The sequence below is a fragment of the Robbsia betulipollinis genome (assembly GCF_026624755.1).
Lineage (GTDB): Bacteria > Pseudomonadota > Gammaproteobacteria > Burkholderiales > Burkholderiaceae > Robbsia > Robbsia betulipollinis.
In genome coordinates this window covers 71,938-97,670 of the sequence record NZ_JAPMXC010000001.1, presented here as the reverse complement: position 1 = coordinate 97,670, position 25,733 = coordinate 71,938, and the positions used below count along the sequence as shown (strand labels likewise).

The following is a 25,733-nucleotide window of genomic DNA, read 5'->3' as shown; positions in this document are numbered from 1 at the left end:
CTCATGACTCGCGGGAGACGGTCAGCAGATTGCGCTCCGACGGCACGCACTCGAAGGCCGAGGAGAGATGCACGAGCGCCAGCGCGTCCTGCACCGCCGCGCTGGGCGCCACGAGGCGCAGGCGTCGGTTGTCCATGCAGGCCGGGCGGTTGAACAGCAGCAGCAGTTGCAGCCCCGCCGCGTCCAGCGCGCTCACGGCGGACAGATCCAGGTCCACGTCGCGATTCGACCCGAGCACCGCCGGCAAATCGCCCGCGGCGTCGCCGTGGAACGTGCGCGCGATCAGTTCCTTCAACTCGCTCGCCCGGTAGATCGTCATTTCGCCATCGATCGACAGGTATACCGGCCATGCTCCGGCCGGCGTCCGCGCCACGGTGCCGGGCCCGGTCCCCGACATCATGGCGCCACCAGCTTCTGCACGGCGCCCAGCAGCCGCTCGGGGACGAAGGGCTTGACCACCCAGGCCTTGGCGCCCGCGGCCTGTCCTTCGAGCTTGCGCGCTTCCTGGGATTCCGTCGTCAACATGATGATCGGTACGAATTTGAAAAGCGGCAATTGCTTGACGGCCTTGACGAAACTGATGCCATCCATGTTCGGCATGTTCACGTCGCTGATGATCAGGTGAACGCGCTTGCCCGCCAGCCGGTTGAGCTTCGCGAGCGCATCCGCGCCGTCGCTGCCTTCCAGCACTTCGTAACCCGCGCCCTTGAGGGCGATGCCGACGACCTGGCGAACCGAGGCCGAGTCGTCGACGATCATGATGGTCTTTCCCATATCCAATCTCAGAAAAAAGTGATTTCACTGTCCTGCGCGGGGGCGCGCTTGACGCTCCCGCCATGGGCCGCATGTTCATCCGACATTGCGTAGCTGCGCTGCAGTTCGGCGAGCAGTTGCGACGCCTCCAGCGGGGCCGGCTCGCCGCTGTCGCGGTAGAGCTGCCGATTCGACGCCAGGAACAGCGGAAAGCGTTCGATATTCGCGCGCGTGTGGCTCATGATCTGGCTGATGCGGTCCTGGAACTGGAGCTGCACGAGCGATGCATCGATCTCCTCCTTGATGCCGATGTTCTCCGCGCGCAGCCGTTCGCTCGCGGCCGCCAGTGTTTCGGTTACCTGACGCAGGTCGGCGAGAACCTGCTCGATCGTCTGCTCGGAGGCGACGATCGCCGTTGCCTCGGCCCGCGCCGCCGCTTCGGCGATCGTGCAGGCCTCGCTGACGCGTTCGCTGATGACGCCGACCTTCTGCGCGATGCGCCGGCCGGTTTCGCTGGACTGCAAAGACAACATCCGGACTTCGTTGGCGACGACGGCGAAGCCGCGGCCGGCGACACCGGCGCGGGCCGCCTCGATTGCCGCGTTCAGCGCCAGCAGGGTCGTCTGCGACGCGATGCCCGCCACCTCCTTCGCCATCTGCTGCAACTCGACGGTGAAGTCGTTCATGCCGCGCACCTTTTCGAGCATTTCGGCCTTGCTGGCGGTGGCCGAATGCAGCGACGAGACCACGCCGCTCAAGGCATTTTCGCTTTGCTGGAAAACGTGGGTCGCATCCGTGCCGCTTCCCGCATGCCCTGCCTGCCCCGTGTGGGCCGATTCCCGCTCGGCTTCGCGCGCCGATTGATCGAGCCGTCCGACGATCGCGGCGAACCGTCCCGACAGCGCCGACACCGCTTCCTCGGATTGCGTGCGGGACATCTCGATCTGTGCGGACCACACGCTCGCCAGCGACTCACCGAACTGCTGACGCTCGTCGAGCATCCGCCCCAGTACCGTGGCGTTGCGGCGCCCATCCGCCGTCAGCGCCAACCATAGCGCCGCGCCTGCTCCCAGCAGGACGACCGCGGCCAGCAGGCTCGCCACCGTGACGCCCCCGCAGACCACCACCGCAACGGCGCCCAGAACACCGACGAACAGCGGCGAAAGGGATAGAAATTGTTTGCCTGAAACATTCACCAGCGCGCTCCCATTGCTTCACGAACGAGGACCTTCAGAAGAAATGCGGCAAGCGCCCGCCGACTTTCGTCTGCCACGCATTCCGCTTTTCACTCTTCGGATTACGGCCACTTACCCGAAAGCTTGATAGCGCTGAATCAATTTAATAAATAGGTTTTACTGGCATTAAGTCCACTCAAACGAGTGTTTTGCATCAGGCAATGGATCACGGCGCGGCGCGTGTGTCGCAGGCCGCGACGGCAGCGCAGGGGTGAAAAAGCGGCGGAAGATGTCAGGCGGAGGACGTTGGGGAATACCTGAGGGGAATGCCTGAGGGGAATGCCTGAGCGGAATGCCTGGGGGAAAACCGGAGGGGAAAGCGGAAGCGATGCGGCGCCGGGTGGCCAGGGCTGGCGCGAGCGGTGAAGGGTGACGGAAAAAACCGTATGCGCGGGTGTCGCGCCAGGCGAGTGCAGGCATGGCCGTCCCGCTGGCTGCCTCGGCCGGCGGAACGACGCGCGCCTTCAGCCGACCTGCTGCGCCGTCGAGGACCCAAAACTGCCCAACGGGTGCTCCAGGGACAGGTTCCACTGGCGATAGACGGGCATCGACGACATCACGCGTTCCATCGCCATCACCTGCTCGCGCAGCGCCTCCTTATCCGACGCTTCTCCGTCCTTGCAGTCGATCACCCCGACGAACTGCGTCACCACGTCGGCCAGGGTCAGCGTAGGCTGCGCCAGCAGATTCTGCAGCAGAACGATCGTGTTCGGATTCATGACCGTACCCGGCACGGCATTGAACAGCAGGCGGACCCGCCACAACACGTGTGTGGGCGGTATGCCATGCATGCAGCGCACGAAGGCGGCGTCGAAACGCTCGCCGTACGCCTGGAACTGCAACGTCATCGCATCGCGGATAAGCGGCGTGGGATCGGCCGCGCAACGCGTGAGGAACGCCGCGAGGTGCGTACGGGATTCGGACGCCAGCATGCGACCGATGCCGGGAAGCAGAATCGCGGTCACGACATGCGCGACGCGAAGTTCCGGACCGAAAGCCTGCTCGGCGGCCTCGAGCAGCGCCAGTCTGTCGCGATGCAGTGGATCGAGCCGACGCCTGAGCATTTCCTCGGCCAGTGCCCGCTTGGTGCCGAAATGGTAGTTGATCGACGCGAGATTGACGAGCGCGCGCTCCGTGACCAACCGCAGGGTCAGCCCCTCGACGCCGATGGTGGCATAGGCGTCCTCGGCTGCGTCGAGCACTTTTCTTCTGGTGGACAAGGAATCGCGCATGCTGCTCCTTCGTGTTGCTGATACACCGGCGTCCGATCCTACATTTCGCTAAATACTTACAATTTTTACTTTAACACACAATTTATTCGATCAACCGTGTAAATCGTGCATTCCGGGCAAACCCCGATTTGGCGGGCATCGAACGCCGGCGCGCCCCGGGAAACCTCCTGTGCCGGGACCCGCTCACTACGCGTTCTGCAAATTCCCGCCGATCACCGGGCCCGGTGCCGTCAGCGCCGGGGCGAGGGCCGGCGCGGCCTCGCGACCGTTCGTCAGCCCTTCCCACGCCACGCTGTCTCCGGTCTGGCGGCGCGCCGCGGCGACGCACAGATCCACCACCTGCTTGAACGATGTCGCGCTGGTGGTCTCGCGCAGGAAACCGTCGGGATCGAGCAGGTTTTGCGGATCGGTGATGCCGACGATCTGTTCGGCCTGCGGCGCGCGCAGACGCAGACGCCGCTGCAGATTCCGCAGATAGGACGGCGACTCCGTGGCATCGAAGGAAACGATGCAGATGATCGGCACGCCGTCGAGATCGATATCGGTGAAATTCGTGCGTGAGAATCGCGCATACGGCGCCAGATCGGCGATCAGGCCGTGCTTGCGCAGCAGCTGCACCGCGATCATCCCGGCCAGCGCATCGAGTTCGCCGCGGCCCGCGATACACAATACCGCCGTGGTATGCCCTTCCTGCTTCGCGTCGAAGTGATTCGGCGGTGGCGAGTGGCGCACATCCTCGTCCTCCTCGGACAAACCGGTGCTGGCAGGGGGCGTCTCGTTTTTCGTCGGGCGCTTGAGCAGATCCGCGGTTTCTTCCAGCCCTTCCACGATGTCGTGCGCGGACTCGGTGATGCGCCGGATCTGTTCGGCGGTGACGACGCCGCGCAGCAGATCGTTGTAGGCGAGGCGCAGGCCGGCCAACGCCACCTCGTCATAATAGGTGCTGAGGGAGCGGGCTTTCAGCAGCGATTCCGCCTGCGCGAGCAATTCGTCCGGGTCATTGACGAGCAGACGCTGATAGAAGTTTTCCGCGGGGGTCAGGGCGGGCCGGTCGCCGAACAGTACGTCGAGGAATTCGAGCCGTTCGACGTGGCGGCCCAGAATCACCAGGCACAGCGTCAGGGGCGTGGACAGCACCAGCCCGATCGGCCCCCAGATCCAGCTCCAGAAAATCGCCGCGACGATCACCGCGAACGGCGACAGACCCGTGCTGCGTCCATACGCCAGCGGCTCCACGATCTGTCCCGCGATCAGGTCGGTAGCGCCGAACAGCACCATGGTCCAGATCAACATCGACCAGCTCGGCCCCACGGCGGCGGCGAAAACGACCGCGACCAGCGCCGCGATCCAGGTGCCGATGTAGGGTACGAAACGCAGCAAGGCGGTCAAGACGCCGAACAAAATGGCGCCCGGCACGCCGATTACCATCAGACCGATCGAAATCACGAGTCCGACGCCGATATTGATGCTCAACTGCGCCAGGAAGTAACGGCTCAGACGCCGCGCCGCTTCGTCCATCGCGGTTGTCGTGCGATGCAGGTCGCGCGAACCCAGCAGCCGGATCAGGCGGTCGCGCAGGTCCTCGCGTTGCAGCAGGATGAAGATCGCGACGACGAGGACGATGCCCGTGGTTTCCACCGGCCCGATGACCAGTGACAACAGTTGCTGCGCCAGTCCGATCGGCGATGGCGGTGGTTCGTGCACCTCCACCTGCACCCGGCCGTCGCCCGACGACGCCAGTCGCGAGCGGCCATCGGCATCGTGCGTGGGGGCGGGCGAGATCCGCTTGAGATCGTTCGACGCCTTGTTCAGGATCGCGTTCGCGCGGCCGACCGTATGGCGTTCGAGATTCTGGATCTTGCGCTCGACCGCGCGCTGATAATGCGGCAGATCGCCCGACAGCTGGACGACCTGCAGACCGATCAGCACGCCGATCGACACGATCACTCCCAGCGTGGCGAACACGGCCACGATGACCGAGGGCACCTGACCGAAGTGCAGCCGTCGCAGCAGCCCGACGAACGGTGCCACGAGGAAACTGAGCAGCACCGCGAGGATGATCGGAATCAGCACGTCGCGCCCGAAGTACAGCGCGCAGACGATGACCACGCCGGTAATGACCGACGTCAGCCCACGCGTGGTGGGCGCGTCGGCGGGCAGGACCTTCGCCGCGGCACGGGCGCGGGGAGGCGGGGACGAGGACATCATGAACTCTTTTTCAGGACCGGAACGCTCGATCCTAGTTCACGCGTGCCCCGGTGTGTGCGAAAAAACGCGGCGCGGCGTGAAATGCCGGATTCGCCGATGGATACGAGGCTATTTCACGACACCTTGCACCCCGCCTTGCGCGCCGCGTCGTACGCCGCTTGGTGCGCAGGCCGATCAGCCGCCCGGCCCGCCATGGCCGTGGTCGTCGCCGCCGTGATGACCGCCATCGCCGCCAGGGTGGCCACCACCTCGCCCGTGATCGCCGCCGCCAGGCCCGCCTTCGTGAAAGCGCTCGCCGCCGGGACCTCCACCGTGCGGCTGGCCTCCGGGATTGCCGGGGCCGCCCGGGCCGCCTGGGCCACCATGAAAGCCACCCCGATCAGGCCCATATCCCGGCTGCGGATGTCCCCCCCAGCCAGGGCCGGGACCGGGACCGCCCTCGAAAGGCGGCGGTCCGCGATGCGCCCACCGGTCCCGATCGTTGAACCAGGGCCGGCCGCGATAAAACTCATCCCAATAGGGCCCGATCGCGAAAGACACGATGGGCACGCCGATCGCCATCCCGTAGTTCGACAGCGGTACGCTGCTGCCCTGATACGGATAGTTGAGACGGCTCGCATGCACCCAGCCGCGCGCGCCGGGCAGCCCGACATCGCACCACGAATAGTTCTGCAGGCAACCCATCACGCTCACCGGCACGCCGGGCTGTACGCGCGCGACCTCCGGATATTGCTGCGAGGGCCCCGCCCGCATGATCGTCGGGCCATTGGTGTAGGCCGGTGCCTGTTGCGCCTGTGCGGCCAGTGGCAGCGTCAGCGCACCGGCAAGGCCGATCGCCAGCCAGCGGGCCGGTACCGGTCCGAACGAGCCGGTGCGTAAAGATGATAAACATTGAAACATCGTGCGTCGCATCATTCCTCCTCTGCTGCGAATGGACGGTCTTTCCAGAAACCGTTCGAAGAAGATTGTGCCTCGACCGGGAAAACTTGAATGTAAGCGTTATGCCGTTCGACGCGACAATTGTGTCGGAACGTTACGCGCGGGGCCGACGCGGGCCGAGGCGCGGGGCCTGGGTCGCTCCAGACATGCCCCTGGCACCCGCATCATGCGAAAAACGCCTTCCTGCGCGACGCGTCGTCGCATTGTCCTCTGCGCAACCCCAGGCACGCGGTAGAATGTTCGTATGCGAGGTGCGGGTCCCGCTGGGGGTCCCTCATGTCGCATCACACTTTGCTTCCAACCATCGGAGAGCCGAAACATATGGCCACTGCAACCAAAGCTGCAAAAAAAGTCCCTGCCGCCAAAAAGGCGCCTGCCGTGAAGAAGACGGCGGCGGTCAAGACCGCCCCGGTTGCCAAGAAAGCCGTTGCGGCGAAGAAGACACCCGCTGCGAAAAAGGCGCCTGCCGCCAAGCGGGTAAGCAGCAAGACCGCTGGTGCCGCGAAAAAGACCGTTGGCCATGGTCCGATCAAGGAAACCTTCACGAAGGTCTCGCTCGCTGCTCACCTGGCGGAAAGCTCGCAAGTCGAACCGAAGGCGGTCAAGGCCGTGCTTGCAGCGCTCGAGGCAGTGGTGCTCGGCGCCGTGCACAAGAAGGGCGCCGGCGAATTCACGCTGCCGGGCTTGCTGAAGCTGAGCGTCCAATCGGTCGCCGCGAAGAAAAAGCGCTTTGGCAAAGACCCTTTCACCGGACAGGACCGCTGGTTCGACGCCAAGCCGGCATCGGTGCGCATCAAGGCGCGCGCGCTGAAGAAGCTGAAGGACGCCGCGGCGTAACGCGGCAATCCCGGGCTCACGGCCCGGGGCAGGCCCAAGCGCCCATCGCATCGGCGGCGCTTCGGCCGCACCCATGGCGGCATTGCGCCGCCTGTCGACTCTCTCCCCCTTGCAGGACCGCGCGCGTTGTCGGTACTTCGTGTCGCCTGGAATTTGTCGCGACAAGCCGCCTTTTCATGCGGCCCGCCCGTTCCCGCGGCCGGTCTACGGCAGCGTGTTGCCGCCCGTTACGCCAAATATCTCACCCGTGATGTAGCTCGATTCCTGGCACGCCAGCATCACGTAGAGCGGTGCGCATTCCGCCGGCTGACCAGCCCGTTTCAGGGGTGTCTCGCTGCCGAATGGCGGAATCATTTCCGGCGGCTGGCCGCCGCTGGGCTGCAACGGCGTCCAGATCGGACCCGGCGCCACCGCGTTGACGCGAATGCCCTTCGACGCGACCTGCTTGGACAGTGCCTTCGTGAACGCCACGATCGCGGCTTTCGTGGGCGCATAGTCGAGCAAGGTCGGCGAGGGCTGGTAGGCCTGGATCGACGCGGTGTTGATGATGGTCGCGCCGGCGGGCAAGTGCGGCAACGCGGCCTTGCACAACCAGAACATCGCATACACATTGGTCCTGAATGTCGCGTCGAATTGTTCGGTCGTAATGTCGGCGATGTCGTGCTGCGCCGTCTGCTTGCCCGCGACATTCACCAGGACGTCCAGGCCGCCCAGCGCTTCTCGCGCGTTCTTGACGAGTTCGATGCAGAAAGCCTCGTCTTTCAGATCGCCCGGCAAGGCGACCGCCTTGCGCCCTTCCGCCTCGATCAGCGCGACGACTTCGCCTGCATCCGCTTCTTCCTCGGGCAGGTAACTCAGCACGATATCCGCGCCCTCGCGCGCGAAAGCGATCGCCGTGGCGCGGCCGATCCCGGAATCGGCACCCGTGATCAGCGCCTTGCGGCCCGCCAGCCTGCCAAAGCCGCGATAGCTTTTTTCGCCGTGATCCGCGGCGGGATGCAGGTCGTGCACGGTGCCGGGCGGGGTTTGCGTCTGGTGCGGGAATTCCGGCTGCGGATATTGGGTCAGCGGGTTCTGCATCGCGTATTGATTCGGTGTGTCGGTGTTGCTCATCGTTCGGCTCCTTCGGCATGGGATCGGAAGACCGCGGGACCTCTTCGAGGAACGAAGGCTGACGCGCGGCGAATCCGTATAGATAACGCCGAACGGGTCCGCAAAAACCGGACCCGCCGAAAGAACCGGGGGCTTTCCCGGCCCTGGCGCGCCTTCGGCATGCCGAACCAAGGGCACTGCCCACCCGGGTGCGCCCGGACGGGAGGGGTATCCCACCGCGCGCGGGTTGCAGGGCATCGTCTTCGCGTCCCATGTCAACCCGCTGCCGTGGCGATCAGTCCCCGCCGTCCGCCGGTTTTTCCACCACGACCCGGCGTGCATCACGCGCGACGACCCGCATGGGCACACCCCGCGCGCGCATGACGTCGTAGGTTCCCGGCGACATCAACGCCAGTGCGTGGCGGCGCGACTGCCACTGCGCGATCCAGCCGTCGATCGCCGGAATCCATCTGGCTGGTTCCGCGTGCACGCCGAACGCGAGTTCGTCGGCGCCGTGCACCATGATCGTCGTGTGCCGCGTGTAAAAGGGCAAGGTGTGATCGAGCCGGTCGACCGCATAGAACGGCGTATCCGCGGGCTGGCGCGCGAGCGCGGCATCGACGGCCGGTGCCAGCAATACCCCGGAACTCTCGCGCCCGAATACCTCGTGTCCGGTGCCGGCGATCGTGCCCAGCAGCAGCCACCCCGCACCGAAGGCGACGATCGACGCCGGCGTATTGCGCCGGTTCAGCCATAGCGCGAGCAGCGTCGACAACGTCGCCACCGCCACCGCCGCCACCGCCCAGGGTTGGAACGCCCGGTACAGCGCGTTCGGCGTGTTGCCGCTGCCCAGGTGCGCGAGCCGTCCCGTCGCGATGCCCAATACCACCGACACCACCAGATAGGCGAGCAGCATGCGGCGCCACTGCGCCGGGCTGCGCGTCGCCAGCGTGCGTCCGAGCAGCAGCGCCAGCGCCGGGGCAATCGGCAGGATGTACGACACCAGTTTCGAATGCGAGACGCTGAAGAAAACGAAGATGAAGATCGCCCACACCGCCAGCAGCGCGACCGGCGCGAAGCCGCCCTTCACGCCTTTCGCACGCGCCACGCCGTCCGCGATGCCGACGCCGCGCCCGCGCACGGTGCCTGCCACGAGCGACAGCCAGGGCAGAAAACCGATCAGCAGGATGGGCACGAAGTAATAGATCGGTCCCGGGCGATGCTGATCGGGTGTGAGATAGCGCTGGAACTGCTGGACGACGAAAAAGAAGTGAAAGAAGTCCGGATTCCGTTCCTGTACAAGAACGAACCACGGCACCGCGACGACGAGAAATACCGGCACGCCGGCCGCGAAATGCAGCCTGCGCCACAGTGCCCAGTCGCGCATGACGACGGTATAGAGAATCAGTGCGGTGCCGGGCAGGATCAGGCCGACGAGCCCCTTGGAGAGCACGGCCAGTGCCATGCCGCCCCAGCACACGCACATCCAGCCGCGTGCCGCTGCGGGCCGCAGACCGGGACGTTGCCCGAGCAGCAGCCCGCACATCGTGACCTCCATCCAGAACGACAGCCCCATGTCCAGCGTGTTGAAGTGGCCCAGCAGATTCCAGTACGGCGAACTCGCCAGGATCACCGCGGTGGCGATGCCCGTCGCGCGATCGAACACGCGCGCGCCGGTATATCCCGCGAGCAGTACGCCGGAGAAACCGGTCAGCGCGGTGTAGAGCCGTGCCTGCCAGTCGCCGATGCCGAAGCAAGCGAACGTCAACGCGTTGGCCCAGGTCTGCAGCGGCGGCTTCTCGAAATACTTGTAGCCGTTGTAGCGCGGCGTGATCCAGTCGCCCGTGACGAACATCTCGCGCGCCATCTCGGCATACCGGCCCTCGTCGCTGGGCACCAGGTGCCGCCAGCCGAGCGGCACGAACCACACCACGGCCAGCGCGAGAATCAGCAGGAACAGCGTTCGGGACGACAACGATACGGGCAGCGGCGCCGACGCACGGCGGGAACGCGAAAAGATGGCTTGCATAAAATCGGTCGTCCGCTTCGACGAAGCGGGGACGAGGTCTCCATGGAACGGTGCGGCGCTACGTGCGCGGCACGTCCGCGCGCTTCGCCATTGTAATGACAAAACCCCCTGGGCACGCGTCGCGCGCGGGCAGCGGCGCACGCCCGCCATAGGGCTGTGCATGGGTTGCATATATGGCTGTGATACCCTTTCCGTCTGCGCCGCAAAGGCGCGTTTGCGCCGCGCACGGGTCTTCCTTGCGGTGCCTCGCGCCGGCCCTTTCCCTTTCTCGCCCGTATTTCCCGTCCTTCCCGATACGATATGTCCTTTCATACCCTGAACCCGCTGCGCGGCACGCACGGCATGGCGGTTGCCCCGCATTCCCTCGCCGCGCAAAGCGCGCTCGCCGTGCTGCGCGACGGCGGCAATGCCGTCGAGGCGATGATCGCCGCCGCCGCGACGATCGCCACCGTCTATCCGCACATGAACAGCATCGGCGGCGACGGTTTCTGGTTGATCTCGCGGCCGGGCGCCGCGCCCGTGGGCATCGAGGCCTGCGGCGCGGCGGCGCTGGGCGCGACGATCGAACGCTACCGGGAACAGGGTCTGACGACCATTCCCGCGCGCGGGCCAATGGCGGCGAACACCGTCGCGGGCACGATCTCGGGCTGGCATGCGGCGCAGCAATGGTCCCGCGACACGCTGGGCGGACGCCTGCCGCTCTCCCGGCTGCTGGCCGACGCGATCGACTATGCCGCGCACGGTGTGCCGGTCACCGCCAGTCAGGCGCGATGCGTCGCGGCGAAACGCACGGAACTCGAACCGGTCGCCGGCTTCGCCGACGCGTTTCTCGACAACGGCGCGGCGCCGTCGACCGGCACGCGCTTCGTCGCGCCGCGCCTGGCCGCCACCTTCGAGCATCTCGCCCGCGCGGGTCTCGACGATTTCTACCGTGGCGACCTGGCCCGGTCGATCGCCGCCGACCTCGCGGCGCTGGGCAGCCCGGTGGCGCTCGCGGACCTGGAACGGCATCAGGCGCGGCAGCGCACGCCACTCGCGCTCGCGCATTCGCTGGGCACCGTCTACAACATGCCGCCGCCCACCCAGGGGTTGGTCTCGCTGCTGATCCTCGGCATCCTCGACCGGATCCTGACGCCCGGAATGGATCCCACGGGCGCGGCCTACGTCCATGCCTGTGTCGAAGCGACCAAGCTGGCGTTCGAGGTGCGCGATGCCCACATCACCGATCCGCTGCACATGACGCTGGACACCGAGGCGACGCTGTCGCCGCACGCGCTCGACGCGATGGCCGCGCGCATATCGATGCAGCGCGCCGCTCCCTGGGGCGCCGGACGCGGACCGGCCGACACCGTCTGGATGGGCGTCATCGACGGCGATGGCGTGGCGGTCAGCTTCATCCAGAGCATCTATCACGAGTTCGGCAGCGGCCTGGTGCTGCCGAACTCCGGCATCAACTGGCAAAACCGCGGGTGCAGTTTTTCGCTCGACCCGGCGGCGCGCAATCCGCTGATGCCGGGCCGCCTGCCCTTTCATACGCTGAACCCGGCGCTCGCCCGTTTTGCCGACGGCCGAACCATGGTCTACGGCAACATGGGCGGCGACGGCCAGCCGCAATCCCAAAGCGCGGTGTTTTCGCGCATTGCGCATTTCGGCTGGAATCCGCAGGCGGCGATCGCCGCGCCCCGCTGGCTGCTGGGCCGTACCTGGGGTCAGAGTTCGGATTCGCTCAAGCTCGAATCGCGTTTCAGCCCGGCCACCGTCGACGCGTTGCGCGCGCTTGGGCACGAGGTCGAGATTCTGGGCGACTTCGACGAAGCGATGGGCCACGCAGGCGCGATCGTGCACCATCCGAACGGTTTGTTCGAAGCCGGCGCGGACCTGCGCAGCGACGGCGCAGCGGCGGGCTGGTAAGCCGGGCGCGGCGCGTCACCGGCGCGCCGCTGCATTGCTTCAGGACCGCGACCGTCAGCGTGAAGACCACCCAGCCGCCCATGGTCGCGGCCGTGGAACGTGTCGCTACGCGAGCCAGGGTCGGACCGAGCGACAGATAGAAGCCGCCCAGCGCCCAGACCGCCACGTCCACCGGTGCGACGCGCCACAGGGTGCCGCGCGCGGCATGCGGCACGACGATGCGCGCGAAGAACGTCGCGAGCGTCACCGTAACCAACCCCAGCGGTCGCAGCGGCACGTCGTTCGCCGACGGGCGCGCGACAGGATTCGGCGTGGCGGTTTTCTGGAAATCCTCGATGATACGCGGCGCGCGCGTTTGTGCGTCGGGGCGCCCCCGGCTGGGCACCCCGGCGGGGCACCTCAGGCAGCGGCCTCGAAACCCGCGAGCGCGCTGACCAGGTTCGGCCCGAGGTCCGCCGAGAGATAGCCGCCCTCCTGCACCAGCACGGTCGGCAGGCCCAGGCGCGCGATGGCCCCGGTGATGCGCGCGAAGCCCGCGGTGCTCACCGCCAGCGCCTGATACGGGTCGCGCTCGTGCGCATCCAGCCCGAGCGCGACCACCAGCGCACCCGGCGCATACGCGCGCACCGCCTCGCAGGCGCGGTCCAGCGCCAGCAGATAGGTGTCGGTGTCGCTGCCCTTCGCAAGCGGCAGGTTCAGGTTGTACCCCAGCCCGGCACCGGCGCCGCGTTCATGCGCATGCCCGGTGAAGAACGGCGTGCAGAAATGCGGATCGCCGTGCAGCGACACGGTCAGTACGTCCGGACGATGCCAGAAGATGCCCTGCGTGCCGTTGCCATGATGCACGTCGATGTCGAGGATCGCCACGCGCGCATGACGCTGGCGCAGATGCTGGGCGGCGATGGCCGCGTTGTTCAGATAGGTGAAACCGTTCGCGCGGTCGGCGTACGCATGGTGCCCCGGCGGCCGGCACAGGGCGTACACCGCCGCTTCGCCGTCGAGCACCTGCTGCGCGGCCTCGGTGGCCGCATGCGCCGACCAGACCGCGGCATGCCAGGTGTCCCGGCCCACCGAACACGCCATGTCGCCCAGGTGATACCCGGCGCGCCCGACCAGACTGTCGGGATAGGTCGCCGGTTGCCCGGGAAACGGGTGAATGTTCGGCATGACCTCGTCGGAAGCGTCGTCCAGCGCCTGCCAGCGCTCCCACACCGTTTCCAGGAACATCAGGTACTCGGGCGTGTGGATCGCCGCGCGTGGCGCCGCGCCGTGATCCGCGGGGGTCAGAATCGGGTGGCCCGCCGCGCGCGCGGCCGCGAGCAACAGCGCGGCGCGTTCGGGACGTTCGTTGCTGCGCTTGAGCCGGCCGCGAACGATGAACCGTTGCGGGTCGTGCCGCAGATGCGTATCGCTGTAAATGACGTTCATGGCGTCATGCTCCCGTGAAATCCGCCGCATCCGGTGCCGCATCGGCTGCCGCATCGGCTGCCGCATCCATCGCCGGATCGCGCAACAGCCGCGGAATCGCGGCGATCAGCTTGCGGGTGTAGGCATGCCGCGGCGCCGCGAGCACCTGCGCGGTGCGCCCGTATTCGACGATCGTGCCGCGCTGCATCACGGCGATGTGGTCGCACATGCCGGCCGCCACGCGCAGGTCGTGCGTGATGAACACCATCGCCAGCTGGAAACGCTCGCGCACCTCGGCGAACAGCGCCAGTACCTGCGCCTGTACGGAGACATCGAGCGCCGATACCGGTTCGTCGGCGACCAGCAGCTCCGGCTCGGTGGCGAGCGCCCGGGCGATGCCGATGCGCTGACGCTGGCCGCCGGAGAATTCGTGCGGAAACCGCGCGGCGGCATCGGCATCGAGCCCCACCAGGTGCAGCAGTTCGGCCGCCTGCGTCAGTGCCTGCGCGCGCGGCATCCCCTGCGCGATCGGCCCGGATGCGACCGCCTCGCCGACGCGCTGACGCGGGTTCAGCGAGGCATACGGATCCTGGAACACCATCTGGATCTTGCCGCGCGCGAGCCGCCGGCTCTGCGCGCCGCGTGACAGATTGCGGCCGTTGAAGAGGATCCGGCCGCTGTCGAAATCGCTCAGACCCACCAGGCAGCGCCCGACGCTCGATTTTCCCGAACCCGATTCGCCCACGATGCCGAGCGTCTCGCCGCGCCGCAGCGCGAACGTCACGTCGCGCGCGGCATGGACGACGCGTGCCTTGCCCGAGAGCAGGCCGCTCCCGGTGCGATAGGTCTTGCATAGGTCCTGCACCTGAAGCACATAGTGCGGATCCGTGCCGGGCGCGCGTTCGGCCACCACGCCATCGGGAATCGACGCGATCAGCCTGCGGGTGTAGGCATGTTCGGGATGCGTCAGCACGCGCCGCGCCGCGCCGGCCTCCACCACCTCTCCGGCCTGCATCACGACGACCTGATCGGCGATGGCCGACACGACGCCGAAATCGTGCGTGATGAACAGCACCGCCGTGCCGCGCCGCGTCTGCAGGTCGCGCAGCAATGCGAGGATCTGCGCCTGCGTGGTGACGTCGAGCGCGGTGGTGGGTTCGTCGGCGATCAACAGGCGCGGTTCGAGCAGCAGCGCGCAGGCGATCATCACGCGCTGGCGTTGCCCGCCGGAGAGGCGAAACGGATAACTGTCGATCAGGCGTTCCGGCTCGGGCAGGCCGACGTCGGCGAGCGCGGCGACGATGCGCCGGCGTTTCTCGTCCGCGCCGAACCCGCTGGCGTGCGCATCGAACACCTCGCCGATCTGCTCGCCGATGCGCATCAGCGGATTGAGCGCGGTCATCGGTTCCTGGAAAATCATGCCGATACGCCGGCCGCGCAGCGTGCGCATGCGCGCCTCGTCGAGTGCCAGCAGATCGACGCCCTCGAACAGGATGCGGCCCGCGACCGGCGCGACCCGCGGCGTGGGCAGCAGCCCCATCACCGCGTTGGCGATCATCGATTTTCCGGATCCCGATTCACCGACGATGCAGAGCGTCTCCCCCGCACGCAGGCACAGCGAGACGCCGCGAACCGCCAGCGCGCGATCGGCCCCGGGCGGCAGGCGGATGTCGAGGCCATCGATTTCCAGGATGGGAGCCGTCTGCGCCCGGGCGCGCGCGGTGCTCGGTGTGGTACTCATTTCGTTCTCCCGTCGGTGCGGGCGTCGAGTCCCTCGTTCAATCCCTCGCCGACCAGGTTCAGCGCCAGCACCGTCAGCACGATCGCCAGCCCGGGAAATACCGCCATCCACCAGGCCTGCAGCAGGACCGTGCGCGCCGAACCCACCATATAGCCCCAGCTCATCAGGTTCGGGTCGCCGAGGCCGAGGAAACTCAGGCTGGATTCGAGCAGGATCGCGGTGGCCACCATCAGCGACCCCATCACGATGATCGGCGAGAGCGCGTTCGGCAGGATCTGCGTGAGGATGATGCGCGGCGTCGACTGCCCCGCCAGCAAGGCCGCCTGCACGAAGTCGCGCTGGCGCAATGTCAGGAATTCGCTGCGGACCAGGCGCGCCACCGGCGGCCAGGACACCAGCGCGATCGACGCGACGATCGACGTCACGCTCGGCTGGAAGATGGCCACCAGGACGATCGCCAGCGCGAAACTCGGCACGGCCTGGAACAGCTCCGTGAAACGCATCAGCGACGCATCCACCCACCCGCCGAAATAGCCGGACACGGCACCCAGCGAGACACCGATGAGCAGGGCCACGGCCGTCGATACCAGACCGATCACCAGCGAGATGCGGGCGCCATAGATGACGCCGGAGAAAATGTCGCGGCCCAGCGTGTCGGTGCCCAGCGGCAGCGCGTGTTCGACGAACGGCGCGAGGAACGGTTGATCGACCATCGCCCAGGGGTCGTTCGGCGCGAACGCGGGCCCGACCACCGCCAGCACCGCGACGATCGCAAGAATCAGCAGGCCGACCACCGCCCCTTTGTTACGGCAAAAACGCCGCCAGAAACGGCTGTGGGTTTTCATCTGGGATCAGAGCTCGATACGCGGATCGACCAATGTATAGACGACATCGGTGAGGAGATTGAACAGTACCGCCATGGCCGCGGTCATCAGAAAGCAGCCCAGCAGCAGGTTGTAGTCGCGTTGCAGCAGCGCGTCGAACATCAGCCGGCCGACGCCGGGCCAGGCGAACACGGTCTCGGTCAGCACCGCCCCGCCGATCAGGCCGCCGGCCTGGATGCCGGCCAGCGTCACCACCGGCAGCAAAGCGTTGCGCAGGATGTGCGCGCGCTGGATCCGGCCGGGACGCACGCCCTTCGCGCGGGCGGTCTTGACGAAGTCCATCTGCGCCACGTCGAGCATCGACGCGCGCGTCATCCGCGCGTAGACCGCCATGTAGAACAGCGCCAGCGTCGATGCCGGCAGCAACAGATGCCGGCCCACGTCGAGCGCGCCCTGCCACGCATTCATGGACACGCCGATCGACACGAACCCGAAGCCCGGCAACCAGCCGAGCTTGACGGAGAACAGCAGCACCGCCATCAGCGCCAGCCAGTACAGGGGCGTCGCATAGAACACCAGCGACACCACGCTGACCGCGCGGTCGACCCACGTCCCCGCGTGCCGGGCGGCAAGCGCGCCGAGCGCCACGCCCAGCAGCAACGACAGGACGAAGGCCGACCCGGTCAGCAGCAGCGTGGCCGGCAGGCGTTCCGCGATGAGATGCGCGACCGACTGCTGCTGCCGGTAGGAATAGCCGAAGTCGAGGCGCAACACGTGCCCGAGATAGCTGAACAACTGGTGCGGCAGCGGCTGATCCAGGCCGAATTGCTGGCGCAACTGCGCGACATAGGCGGGATCGGATGCGCCGGCCTCGCCCGCCATCACCGATACCGGGTCGCCCGGCGCGGCGCGGATCAACAGAAAATTCACGGTCGCGATGACCAGCAGGGCGAGCACGCCCTGCCCGCCTCGCACCAGCAGGAAACGCAAACGCTTCATGGTGTTCTCATGGTGGACCGGCGCGCCGTCAGCTCACCCAGGCGCGGCCGAGGCCGTCGTTGAGGCCGATGCCGGAACTGATCGGATCGTGGATCTTCGTTCGGTACAGGGTCGGGAAGTTGATCTCGTGGAGCCAGGCGACCGGCGCCTCGTCGACCAGAATCTTCTGCACCTGCGCGTAGATCGCCTGGCGCCTGGCCGGGTCGTGCTCGCGCGCGCCGGCGGCGAACAAGGCATCGACCTTGGGATTGCGATAGCCTTCGACGTTATTGAACGGCGAACCCTTCGCGATGTTCTCGCTGGTGTAGTTGCGCGCCACGCCCAGCGCCGGGTCGCCGTACTGATACATATAGGTGAAGGCGATGTCGTAATCCCACTCGTTGCATCGCTGGTTCCAGCCGGCGACATCGGTGGGCACCAGTTCGACCTTGATGCCGGCCTGCGCGAGATTCTGCCGCGTCATTTCGGCCAGCCGCTGCCAGGTCTCGCCATACGGCAGCGGCAACAACCGCAACGTCTGCCCCTTGTAGCCGGCGTCGGCGGCGAGCTGCTTCGCCTTGACGACGTCGCGCGGATAGGGTTTGACGTCGCTGCTGTAATACTTGACCTGGCTGTTCACCGGACCTGTCGCGACCTTCGCGTAACCGAACCACGCCACCTTCGCCATCGCATTGCGGTCGAGCGCGTACAGGACGGCTTGCCGGAAGCGTGCGTCGTCCATCGGCTTGGTGCGGTTGTTCAGCCAGAGCCAGGATTGCGGCGCGAAAAACTCCCAGCCCTTCGTGGTCACCTGCACGCCGGGCAGTTTCGCGAGACGCGCGACATCGAAGAACTCGACCGCCCCGCCCGGCACGATATCGACCTTCCCCGATTCGAACGCCGCGGCACGCGATGCGGCGTCGGGAATGACATGGAAGTAGACGCTGTCGACCAGCGGCAGGCCCGGCTCGTGATAGCGGTCGTTCGCCACCAATTGAATGTACGAGCCCTTGACCCACTCCTTGAATTTCAGCGGGCCGGTGCCGATCGGGTGCGCGTTCGCCGGATTGTTGAGGAAGTCGGTGTTTTCATAGATATGCTTCGGCACCATCGGCATCGTGCCCGTCTCGAACAGGCTGAGGAAAGGCCCGAACGCGTATTTGAGCGTGAACTGGACGGTCAGCGGATCGAGTGCCTTGATGCTGTCGACCGCTTCCAGGCTGGCCCGCAGCCGCGCGTGCGTCTTGCGCAGGAACACGTCGGCGGAAAACACGACATCGTCCGCGGAGAACGGCCGGCCGTCATGCCAGAGGACGTTCGGTTTGAGCTTGAACGTGTAGACGGTGCCGGCCGGGTTCGACGACCACGACGTCGCGAGGCTCGGATGCGGATCGAGTTTTTCGTCGTAACGCAGGAGTCCTTCGTAGATATTGCCCGCTATGAGTTGCGTCGGACCATTCTGGGTGATGCCGATCATCAGTCCGGGCGGTTCCGGCTGGACCACGGCGTTGATCACGCCGCCTTTCCTGCCTGCGGCGAACAGATGCAGCGGGACGCCGGCGATCGTCAGGCCCGCGACAGCGGCGCCTCTCTGGATGAAATCACGGCGTTTCATGAAAGCGACTCTCCTGGCGGCAACGGGACGGGATCCAACATGAGCGTGAATACTGTCGACCATGCCGGGCAATGCGGTCGGGCGATAAACCGCGGCACCGGCGAACGGTATCGCGTATTCGGCGGTGGAGAGGACCGGGAACCCTGCGCGCGTCCCGCGTCGACACGCCGCCGTCGACCGTTTTCCTCAATGCAAGGAGCAGGCCAGTTCATGCGCGTCAGGACGCGGCTTCCCGGAAAAAGCGCGTGGGCAGGCAGGCCGGAAGCGAACAGCGGAAAAGGCAGGCGGGGAAAGAAGGGAATGGCGGGCGCCGGGGCCGGCACGGCATGAAGGTTCTTGGTGCAGCGCGCGCGGGGGCGCACCAAGATGCGACATGCGCGCACGCGGCACGCCGCCAGGCCGCCGCGGGGCAACCGTCGGGCAACCGTCGGACAACCGTCGGACAACGGGGCGTCAGGCGTTGCGCCGGCCCCGTGCAGTCATGCAGTCATGCAGTCATGCAGTCATGCAGTCATGCAGTCATGCAGTCATGCAGAGGTCATCAGGCCAGGGTCAGCGTGACGTCGATATTGCCGCGCGTTGCGTTCGAGTACGGGCAGACCTGATGCGCCTTGTCGACCAGTTCCTGAGCCTGCTCGCGGGGCAGACCCGGCAGCGCGATCTTGAGTTCGACCTCGATGCCGAAGCCGGCCGGAATCTGGCCGATTCCCACGATGCCTTCGATCGCCGTGTCCGCCGGCAGCGCGATCTTGTCGCGGGCCGACACGAATTTCAACGCACCGATGAAGCAGGCCGAGTAGCCGGCGGCGAACAGTTGCTCGGGGTTGCTGCCGTTGCCGCCCGCACCGCCCAGCTCGCGCGGCGTGCTCAGCTGGACGTCGAGCGCATTGTCCGACGACGTCGCACGGCCATCACGGCCACCGGTTGCGCGAGCATGGGCGCTGTACAGCACTTTTTCGATCGACATGGAGCTTTCCTTTGTAGTGACAAAATGATTCCGGCGCAAAACGATCAGTCAAATTCCGGTGACGCGCCATGCACCGCGACTGGCGGACCCGCAACAGGTCCCTATCAAAACGTTACCGCAGTTCGTCCAAACGATCTCGAACGCACGTTTCTATCTACTGAAAGATAGTTACATCGACAAATTTTTTACCGCTTCCGCGTCCGGCCACGCCGCATGCACTTCATGCGCGCATCCACGACGCGAATACTTCGTCGACGCGGGCCGGCGCGCCGAACAGCCGCGCCGCAAGCAGGCTTCCCTGTATGGCGGCCATCAAGGTGCGGGCCGACGTCTCCGGCGTGCCCTTCACCGTCAGGGTGCCATCCGCGCGGCCCCGTGCCAACACCTTCGCCAGCCACGCCTCGTTCGCCTCGAAGAAGGCCCGTACCGCTGCGCGTACGCTTTCCGGCAACGATGCGATGTCGGCGGCCAGCATGCCGCACAGGCAGATGTACTCGCTGCCGTCCCGCCACTGCGTCGTGCCCTGGGCGAACAACCGCAGCTGGACATCGGCGTCGACATCATCGGGAATACACGCCACGGCGTCGCGCACCGCCGTGCCGTACGCCTCGACGGCCGCCAAAGCGAGTTGATCCTTCGACGGGAAATGGTAATGGATGCTCGACGTCTTCACGCCCACCAATCCCGACAGATCCCGATAGCTGAAGCCGTTGTAGCCGCGCGCCATCAGCAGCGTTTGCGCATGCGCCAGCAATTGTTCGCGGACTGTCGACGGGTTCATGTAGCGTATCTTACCTATCTACAGATAGATAAGCAACCCTTTTTCACGCCGTCCCGGCGAACTTGTGCAACAGCTCGCCGATCGCATTCGCGCCCACCGGACGCGCGATCAGATAGCCCTGCGCTTCCTCGCACTGCCACTCGCGCAGCAGGGCCAGCGTGGCTTCGGATTCGACCCCTTCGGCAACCGTGCGGTAGCCCAGTTCGCGCCCAAGATCGAGGATGGAGCGGACGATGGTCTGATGCCGCTCGTTGTCGGCCAGGTCGAGGATCAGCGAGGGATCGATCTTGAGGACGTCGGCGGGGACATCGCGCAAAAACCCGGAATTGCTGAATCCCGAGCCGAAGTCGTCGATCGCCACGAGAATGCCGGCGGCGCGGATCGCGGTGAGCTGTTCGAAGACGGCGTCGCCGCGCACCCAGTCGCCTTCCTTGACCTCGACCTCGAGCATGCCCGGCGCGATCCGGTGACGTTCGCAGGCCTGCGTCAACGCGCCGGTCAGCTCCCCCGTCTCGAAATCGCGCGAAGACAGATTGATCGACAGATGCAGTTCGGGAAACGCACGCTGCCAGATCGCCAGCTGCGCAAGCGATGCGTTGGCGACCCAGTGGGTCAGCGCCTGCATCAACGCCGTGCGTTCGACGATCGGAATGAATTCGCCCGGAAACAGGGTGCCCAGGACCGAGTGTTTCCAGCGCACCAGCGCTTCCACCGACGCGATGCGGCCGGTGCGCATGTTCAGGCGCGGTTGATAGACAAGATAGAACTCGTTGTTCGCGAGCGCGCGCTCGAGCCCGGTCGCGAGGGTGTACGAGCGCTGCGATACGGCGTCCTTCTCCGCGTCGTAGGCCGTCCAGGTACGATTCGATGCCACCGATGCATCGACCGCGGCCTCGGCCTGCCGAAGCGCTTCCGTCACCCCCTCCTCGCGCAGGCGCAGCTTCACCAGACCCGCACGGATCGCCGGACGGATCGGGATGCCGGCGGCAAGCGCGGTACGCCCGATGAATTGCGACAGTTCGGCGATGAACGGTTCGGGGTCGTCGGTTTCGCGGCAGTCCGTGACGAAGCCGAAACGGGTCTCCGCGACGCGGTAGACATCCGACAAGCCTTCGAGGTGTTCCTTCAACCGCTCCGCCATCTGCACCATCAGCGCATCGATCGGACCGCTGCCCAGCGTCTGCGTCAATGCGCGGGCGCTGGCCACGTCGAAGGTATCGACGAACACCAGCAGCCGGTATTCGCCACGGGCGAGCAATGCCGCGTCGTGCAGGTCCGCGACCAGTTGCCGCTCGTTGGGCAGGCCGGTCATCGCGTCGCGGCGGCCGTCCGATTGCCGAAGCGCGATTTCGGTCATCGCCAGACGTCCCAGCGCGGTGAGCTGCTCGCGATCGGCGTCGCGCAGCGTGCGCGGCCGGGTATCCAGGATGCTCAGCGCGCCCACCGTGCGGCCGGTGTCGTCGACCAGCGCGATGCCCGCATAGAAACCCAGCCGGCGGGTGTCCACGCCGGGCGGCAGCAGCACGCGCGCGTTGCCGACCGCGTCGTCAGCGGCGCTGGTCGCGGCGTCATCCGCCAGCGCGGCCAGATCGGGAATCTCGATCAGGCCGCCGCGCCGTATCGTATCGCGGCACAGGGCCTCCGCCGCGGCCGCATCCACGGGCGCGATGCCCAGGCTGGAGCAGAACCAGCACTGGTCCAGATCCACCATCAGGATCAGCGCGCTGGGCACGTTGAAGCAGAAGGCCGCGAGGCGCGTGATTTGATCGAAATTTTCCGAAGTGGCCATCTCTGGGGCCTCCGAACCAAACGATTCCTCGGGTCCTTCTTCTTCAAAAGCCTGTGCGTTGATCATATTCTATTCAGCGTGGCATACCCGGACATTGCGTCGGCGCAATATGGGCGATTCGGACGTCGTCTTCGGACGCGATGTACGGGCGTCATCCCCTGCCGCGCACGGTTTCCCGCGAACCGCGCGCGGCGCGGCGACCGGCATGCCGGTCGCTCCCAACCGGGCGGTTATAACACGGGCGGCAGACTGACGACAGCGTTCCGGCGCCAGATGAAGAAAGGCGATCATTTCACACAACACCCCACGCGAAGAAAACGCAAATTCTCCCGCCTGCCGCGCGTTTTGAGTGAAAATTCCGCCCCCCGCCGCCGCCGCGTCAGGCCTGCCGGACAGGGTGCGCGCAAGGGCGCGCACCCGCGCGCCGGACCCTTTCCCACGGCATGGCTCCGGCGCTTGACGCCACGCGCTTCATGCATACAGCGTCGAGTCGTCGAAGTCCTCGCTGTCGAGGACACGACCGACGAGAATCAGCGCCGTGCGCGGCGAGACATCCGCCGGCACGCGCGCGCAGATATCGGCCAGCGTGCCGCTCACCGTGCGTTCGTCGGGCCAGCTCGCGCGGTAGACGATGGCGATCGGGCAGTCGCTGCCGTAATGCGGCACGAGCGCCGCGACGATCTGCGGCAAATGACGCACGCCGAGGTGGATCGCCATCGTCGCGCCATGCCGCGCGAGGTCCGCGAACTGCTCGCCCTCCGGCATCGCCGTCTTGCTCGCGTAACGCGTCAGGATCACGGTCTGCGAGATGCCGGGCAGGGTCAGTTCCTTGCCCAGCGTCGCCGCGCTGGCGGCCGTCGCGGTGACGCCCGGCACGATCTCGTACCCGATTCCCAGCGCCCGCAGCCGGCGCATCTGCTCGCCGATCGCGCCGTACAGCGAAGGATCGCCGGAATGGACCCGGGCCACATCGTCGCCCGCGGCGTCGGCGCGCGCGAGCAGTTCGATGATCCGGTCGAGATCGAGATCGGCGGTGTCGATCACTTCCCGCGCGGCATGACCGTCGAGCACCGCGGGCGGCACCAGCGAACCGGCGAACAGGATCACCGGGCACTGGCGGATGAGCCGCTGGCCCTTGACCGTGATGAGTTCGGGATCGCCGGGACCGGCGCCGATGAAGTAAATGGTCATGCAGTGTTCCAGGAAGGGTCGGCCAGCGCGCGGAGTACTTCCGCGGCGGAGGCGAAGACACGCGCGGGCTGCGGGTCGTCCGCAGGCGCGGCGTCGGGCAGAGCGCCGACGAGGCGTCCCGGCCGCGCGAGCATGACGACGGGCAGACCGCGCTCGCGGGCCACGTCGAGCTTGGCCTGCGTCGCCGCGCCGCCGCTGAGTTTGCTGACGATCACGTCGATGCGCGCGTCGGTGAAAAACGCGCGCTCGTCGTCGATGGCGAACGGACCGCGCGCGGCGACCAGCGTCGCGCGTCCGGAATGATCCGTCGTCTGCACGACACCCGGCGCGGCGGCCGCGGGATCGAGACAGCGCACGACCCAATGCTGATGCGCGGGAATCGCGTGCAGATGCGCCAGCGGCGCGCGGCCGAGGGTGAACAGCGGGCGCCGGAACGGCACGAGCGCCGCGACGATGCCGTCCCAGTCCTCCACCTCGCGCCAGTCATCCCCGGGCGCGCATCGCCATGGCGGGCGCCGTAGCGTCCAGCAGGGAATGCCGGTCGCATGCGCTGCGGCCAGCGCGTTCGCGCTGATCCGGGCGGCGTACGGGTGGGTTGCGTCGACGAGGGTCGTGACGCCCTGCGCCAGGACGAAACGCGCCAGCCCGTCCGCCCCGCCGAAGCCCCCGACGCGGACCGCGCAGGGCAGCGCCACCGGCGTGACGCCGAGCCCGGCGATGCTGTAGATATCGCCGGCGCCAAGCTGGCGGGCGATCGCCAGGCCCTCGCCGGTGCCCCCCAGGAGCAGCAGACGCCGCGCCATCGGTCAATGCGCCGCGGCGGGCGCGCCGTCGGCCGCAACGGCGGCCTTGCGCGACACCAGCATCGTGATCGGCAACGCCGGCCGCCAGGTTTCGAATCCGCCCAGCGGCGCCGCGTAGGCGAGATCGATCCGGCTCAGGTCGCCGCCATGTCGCGCGCGCCAGGCGAGCAACGCCGTTTCGCCTTGCAGCGTCACCGCGTTCGCCACCAGTCGTCCGCCGGGTTTCAGCGCCGTCCAGCAGGCGTCGAGCACGCCCGGCGCGGTGACGCCGCCGCCGATGAAGACCGCGTCGGGCGCGGGCAGGCCGTCGAGCGCGGCCGGGGCGGCGCCGGCGACGAGCGTCAATGCGGGAACCCCGAGCGCATCGCGGTTTACCGCGATCAATGCCTGGCGCCCGGCGTCGGCTTCGATCGCAATCGCGCGACAGCGCACATCGCTGCGCATCCATTCGATGCCGATCGAGCCGCAGCCCGCGCCGACATCCCACAGACACTCGCCCGGCAGCGGCCCGAGACGCGCCAGCACGATCGCCCGCACATCGCGCTTGGTCAGTTGCCCATCATGCCGGTAGGCCTCGTCGGGCAGGCCGGAGGTCGTCAAGGAGGACGCGAACGCGAGCCCGGCCGCGGCGGCCTGCGGCGCGCTATCCGCCGCGCACGCGACCGCCACCACGTTGAGCGCCGGTTGCGCGCCGGGCGGCCAGTCGCGCGCAGGCGCATCCACGATACGTTGCCGCGGTCCGCCCAGATGCGCGAGAACCGTCATGCGGCTGGCGCCCAGACCGCGCGCGGTGAGCAGCGCCGCGACGGCCGCGGGGGTGTGTCCGTCGGCGCTCAGCACCAGCAGGCGGTTGCCCGGGAACAGCGCGCGCTGCAAGGTGGCCAGCGGCCGGCCGACCAGCGACACCAGCGCGACCTCGTGCACGGCCCAGCGCATCCACGCCGCCGCCAGCGAGAACGACGACGGCGCCGGCAGGATGCGCATCTCGTCGGCCGCGAGCCGCCGCGCGAGCGTCGCGCCGACGCCGTACAGCATCGGGTCGCCGCTCGCCAGCACGCAGGTGGGCACATCCCGCGCCGCGAGCAGCGCGTCCACGGAAAACGGGCGCGGCCAGGCGTGGGCGCGCGCGGCCAGACGCGCCGGCAGCAGCGCGAGGTGACGCTCGCCGCCCACGATGCGTTGCGCGCCGAGCACGCAGCGGCGCGCCTCGCGCCCCAGGCCGGCGAGACCGTCTTCCCCGATTCCCACGATGGTGAGCCAGCAACCCATGCTTCCGGTCCCTCCAGGACCTCTTTTCGCGATACGTTCGTCGGCGCATTGTAATGCCATCGTGCGTCGGCCGACGTGCCGGTGCCGGTCCGAACGCAATGCGAGGCATAATACGGCCCTCGCCCGTCACCC

The 25,733-nt window shown here is 67.2% G+C and carries 21 protein-coding genes; 2 read left to right on the top strand and 19 right to left on the bottom strand.

Annotated features, from left to right (window positions below; genetic code table 11):
- Window position 1: 1 nt before the first annotated feature.
- The 6 genes from OVY01_RS00475 to OVY01_RS00450 all read right to left on the bottom strand — a co-directional run bounded on the left by OVY01_RS00475 (window position 2) and on the right by OVY01_RS00450 (window position 6,340).
- A complete protein-coding gene (locus OVY01_RS00475) occupies window positions 2-400 on the bottom strand; it encodes an STAS domain-containing protein (protein WP_267844860.1) in 399 nt (132 codons plus the stop codon).
- The gene (locus tag OVY01_RS00470; protein ID WP_267844859.1) at window positions 397-774 is read right to left on the bottom strand and encodes a response regulator; all 378 of its coding nucleotides are present in this window, start codon (window positions 772-774) and stop codon (window positions 397-399) included. Before OVY01_RS00470 ends, OVY01_RS00475 begins: the two co-directional genes overlap by 4 nt.
- 8 nt (window positions 775-782) lie before the next feature.
- Window positions 783-1,949 (bottom strand): methyl-accepting chemotaxis protein, encoded by a 1,167-nt coding sequence (locus OVY01_RS00465; RefSeq protein ID WP_267844858.1) that lies wholly within the window; start codon window positions 1,947-1,949, stop codon window positions 783-785.
- 503 nt (window positions 1,950-2,452) lie between these two features.
- Entirely contained in the window at window positions 2,453-3,220 is a 768-nt protein-coding gene (locus OVY01_RS00460) for a TetR/AcrR family transcriptional regulator (protein WP_267844857.1), read from the bottom strand.
- 186 nt (window positions 3,221-3,406) lie between these two features.
- Entirely contained in the window at window positions 3,407-5,425 is a 2,019-nt protein-coding gene (locus tag OVY01_RS00455) for an AI-2E family transporter (RefSeq protein ID WP_267844856.1), read from the bottom strand.
- Window positions 5,426-5,602: 177 nt separating this feature from the next.
- Window positions 5,603-6,340 (bottom strand): SH3 domain-containing protein, encoded by a 738-nt coding sequence (locus OVY01_RS00450; RefSeq protein ID WP_267844855.1) that lies wholly within the window; start codon window positions 6,338-6,340, stop codon window positions 5,603-5,605.
- Between the two features lie 348 nt (window positions 6,341-6,688).
- Between OVY01_RS00450 and OVY01_RS00445 the strand changes: the two genes are divergently transcribed.
- Window positions 6,689-7,204, top strand: a complete 516-nt coding sequence (locus OVY01_RS00445) for an HU family DNA-binding protein (protein ID WP_267847619.1) — start codon at window positions 6,689-6,691, stop codon at window positions 7,202-7,204.
- Window positions 7,205-7,408: 204 nt separating this feature from the next.
- Here the strand turns inward: OVY01_RS00445 and OVY01_RS00440 are convergent, their stop codons facing one another.
- On the bottom strand, window positions 7,409-8,317 hold the full coding sequence (locus tag OVY01_RS00440) for an SDR family oxidoreductase (protein WP_267844854.1): 909 nt from the start codon (window positions 8,315-8,317) through the stop codon (window positions 7,409-7,411).
- A gap of 274 nt (window positions 8,318-8,591) precedes the next feature.
- A complete protein-coding gene (locus tag OVY01_RS00435; RefSeq protein WP_267844853.1) occupies window positions 8,592-10,325 on the bottom strand; it encodes a glycosyltransferase family 39 protein in 1,734 nt (577 codons plus the stop codon).
- A gap of 300 nt (window positions 10,326-10,625) precedes the next feature.
- On the opposite strand from OVY01_RS00435, the gene OVY01_RS00430 reads away from it, so the two are divergent.
- Window positions 10,626-12,236, top strand: a complete 1,611-nt coding sequence (locus tag OVY01_RS00430) for a gamma-glutamyltransferase family protein (protein ID WP_267844852.1) — start codon at window positions 10,626-10,628, stop codon at window positions 12,234-12,236.
- Between the two features lie 399 nt (window positions 12,237-12,635).
- Here OVY01_RS00430 and OVY01_RS00425 read toward each other — a convergent pair whose 3' ends face one another.
- The 11 genes from OVY01_RS00425 to cbiE all read right to left on the bottom strand — a co-directional run bounded on the left by OVY01_RS00425 (window position 12,636) and on the right by cbiE (window position 25,601).
- Complete coding sequence (locus OVY01_RS00425) at window positions 12,636-13,664, bottom strand: histone deacetylase family protein (RefSeq protein WP_267844851.1); 1,029 nt, start codon at window positions 13,662-13,664, stop codon at window positions 12,636-12,638.
- Between the two features lie 4 nt (window positions 13,665-13,668).
- A complete protein-coding gene (locus OVY01_RS00420; protein ID WP_267844850.1) occupies window positions 13,669-15,384 on the bottom strand; it encodes an ABC transporter ATP-binding protein in 1,716 nt (571 codons plus the stop codon).
- Entirely contained in the window at window positions 15,381-16,229 is an 849-nt protein-coding gene (locus OVY01_RS00415) for an ABC transporter permease (protein ID WP_267844849.1), read from the bottom strand. The genes OVY01_RS00420 and OVY01_RS00415 overlap by 4 nt, the downstream gene beginning before the upstream one ends.
- 6 nt (window positions 16,230-16,235) lie before the next feature.
- Complete coding sequence (locus tag OVY01_RS00410; RefSeq protein WP_267844848.1) at window positions 16,236-17,207, bottom strand: ABC transporter permease; 972 nt, start codon at window positions 17,205-17,207, stop codon at window positions 16,236-16,238.
- 28 nt (window positions 17,208-17,235) lie between these two features.
- Window positions 17,236-18,801: an ABC transporter substrate-binding protein gene (locus tag OVY01_RS00405; protein WP_267844847.1), complete on the bottom strand. Its 1,566-nt coding sequence runs from the start codon at window positions 18,799-18,801 to the stop codon at window positions 17,236-17,238.
- A gap of 541 nt (window positions 18,802-19,342) precedes the next feature.
- Window positions 19,343-19,768, bottom strand: a complete 426-nt coding sequence (locus OVY01_RS00400; RefSeq protein WP_267844846.1) for an organic hydroperoxide resistance protein — start codon at window positions 19,766-19,768, stop codon at window positions 19,343-19,345.
- A gap of 220 nt (window positions 19,769-19,988) precedes the next feature.
- A complete protein-coding gene (locus OVY01_RS00395) occupies window positions 19,989-20,549 on the bottom strand; it encodes a TetR/AcrR family transcriptional regulator (RefSeq protein ID WP_267844845.1) in 561 nt (186 codons plus the stop codon).
- A gap of 43 nt (window positions 20,550-20,592) precedes the next feature.
- Window positions 20,593-22,338 (bottom strand): GGDEF domain-containing phosphodiesterase, encoded by a 1,746-nt coding sequence (locus tag OVY01_RS00390; protein ID WP_267844844.1) that lies wholly within the window; start codon window positions 22,336-22,338, stop codon window positions 20,593-20,595.
- Between the two features lie 471 nt (window positions 22,339-22,809).
- A complete protein-coding gene (gene cobM, locus OVY01_RS00385) occupies window positions 22,810-23,529 on the bottom strand; it encodes a precorrin-4 C(11)-methyltransferase (protein WP_267844843.1) in 720 nt (239 codons plus the stop codon).
- Complete coding sequence (locus tag OVY01_RS00380) at window positions 23,526-24,332, bottom strand: cobalt-precorrin-6A reductase (protein ID WP_267844842.1); 807 nt, start codon at window positions 24,330-24,332, stop codon at window positions 23,526-23,528. The genes cobM and OVY01_RS00380 overlap by 4 nt, the downstream gene beginning before the upstream one ends.
- A gap of 3 nt (window positions 24,333-24,335) precedes the next feature.
- Window positions 24,336-25,601 (bottom strand): precorrin-6y C5,15-methyltransferase (decarboxylating) subunit CbiE, encoded by a 1,266-nt coding sequence (cbiE, locus tag OVY01_RS00375; protein WP_267844841.1) that lies wholly within the window; start codon window positions 25,599-25,601, stop codon window positions 24,336-24,338.
- Between the last annotated feature and the right edge of the window lie 132 nt (window positions 25,602-25,733).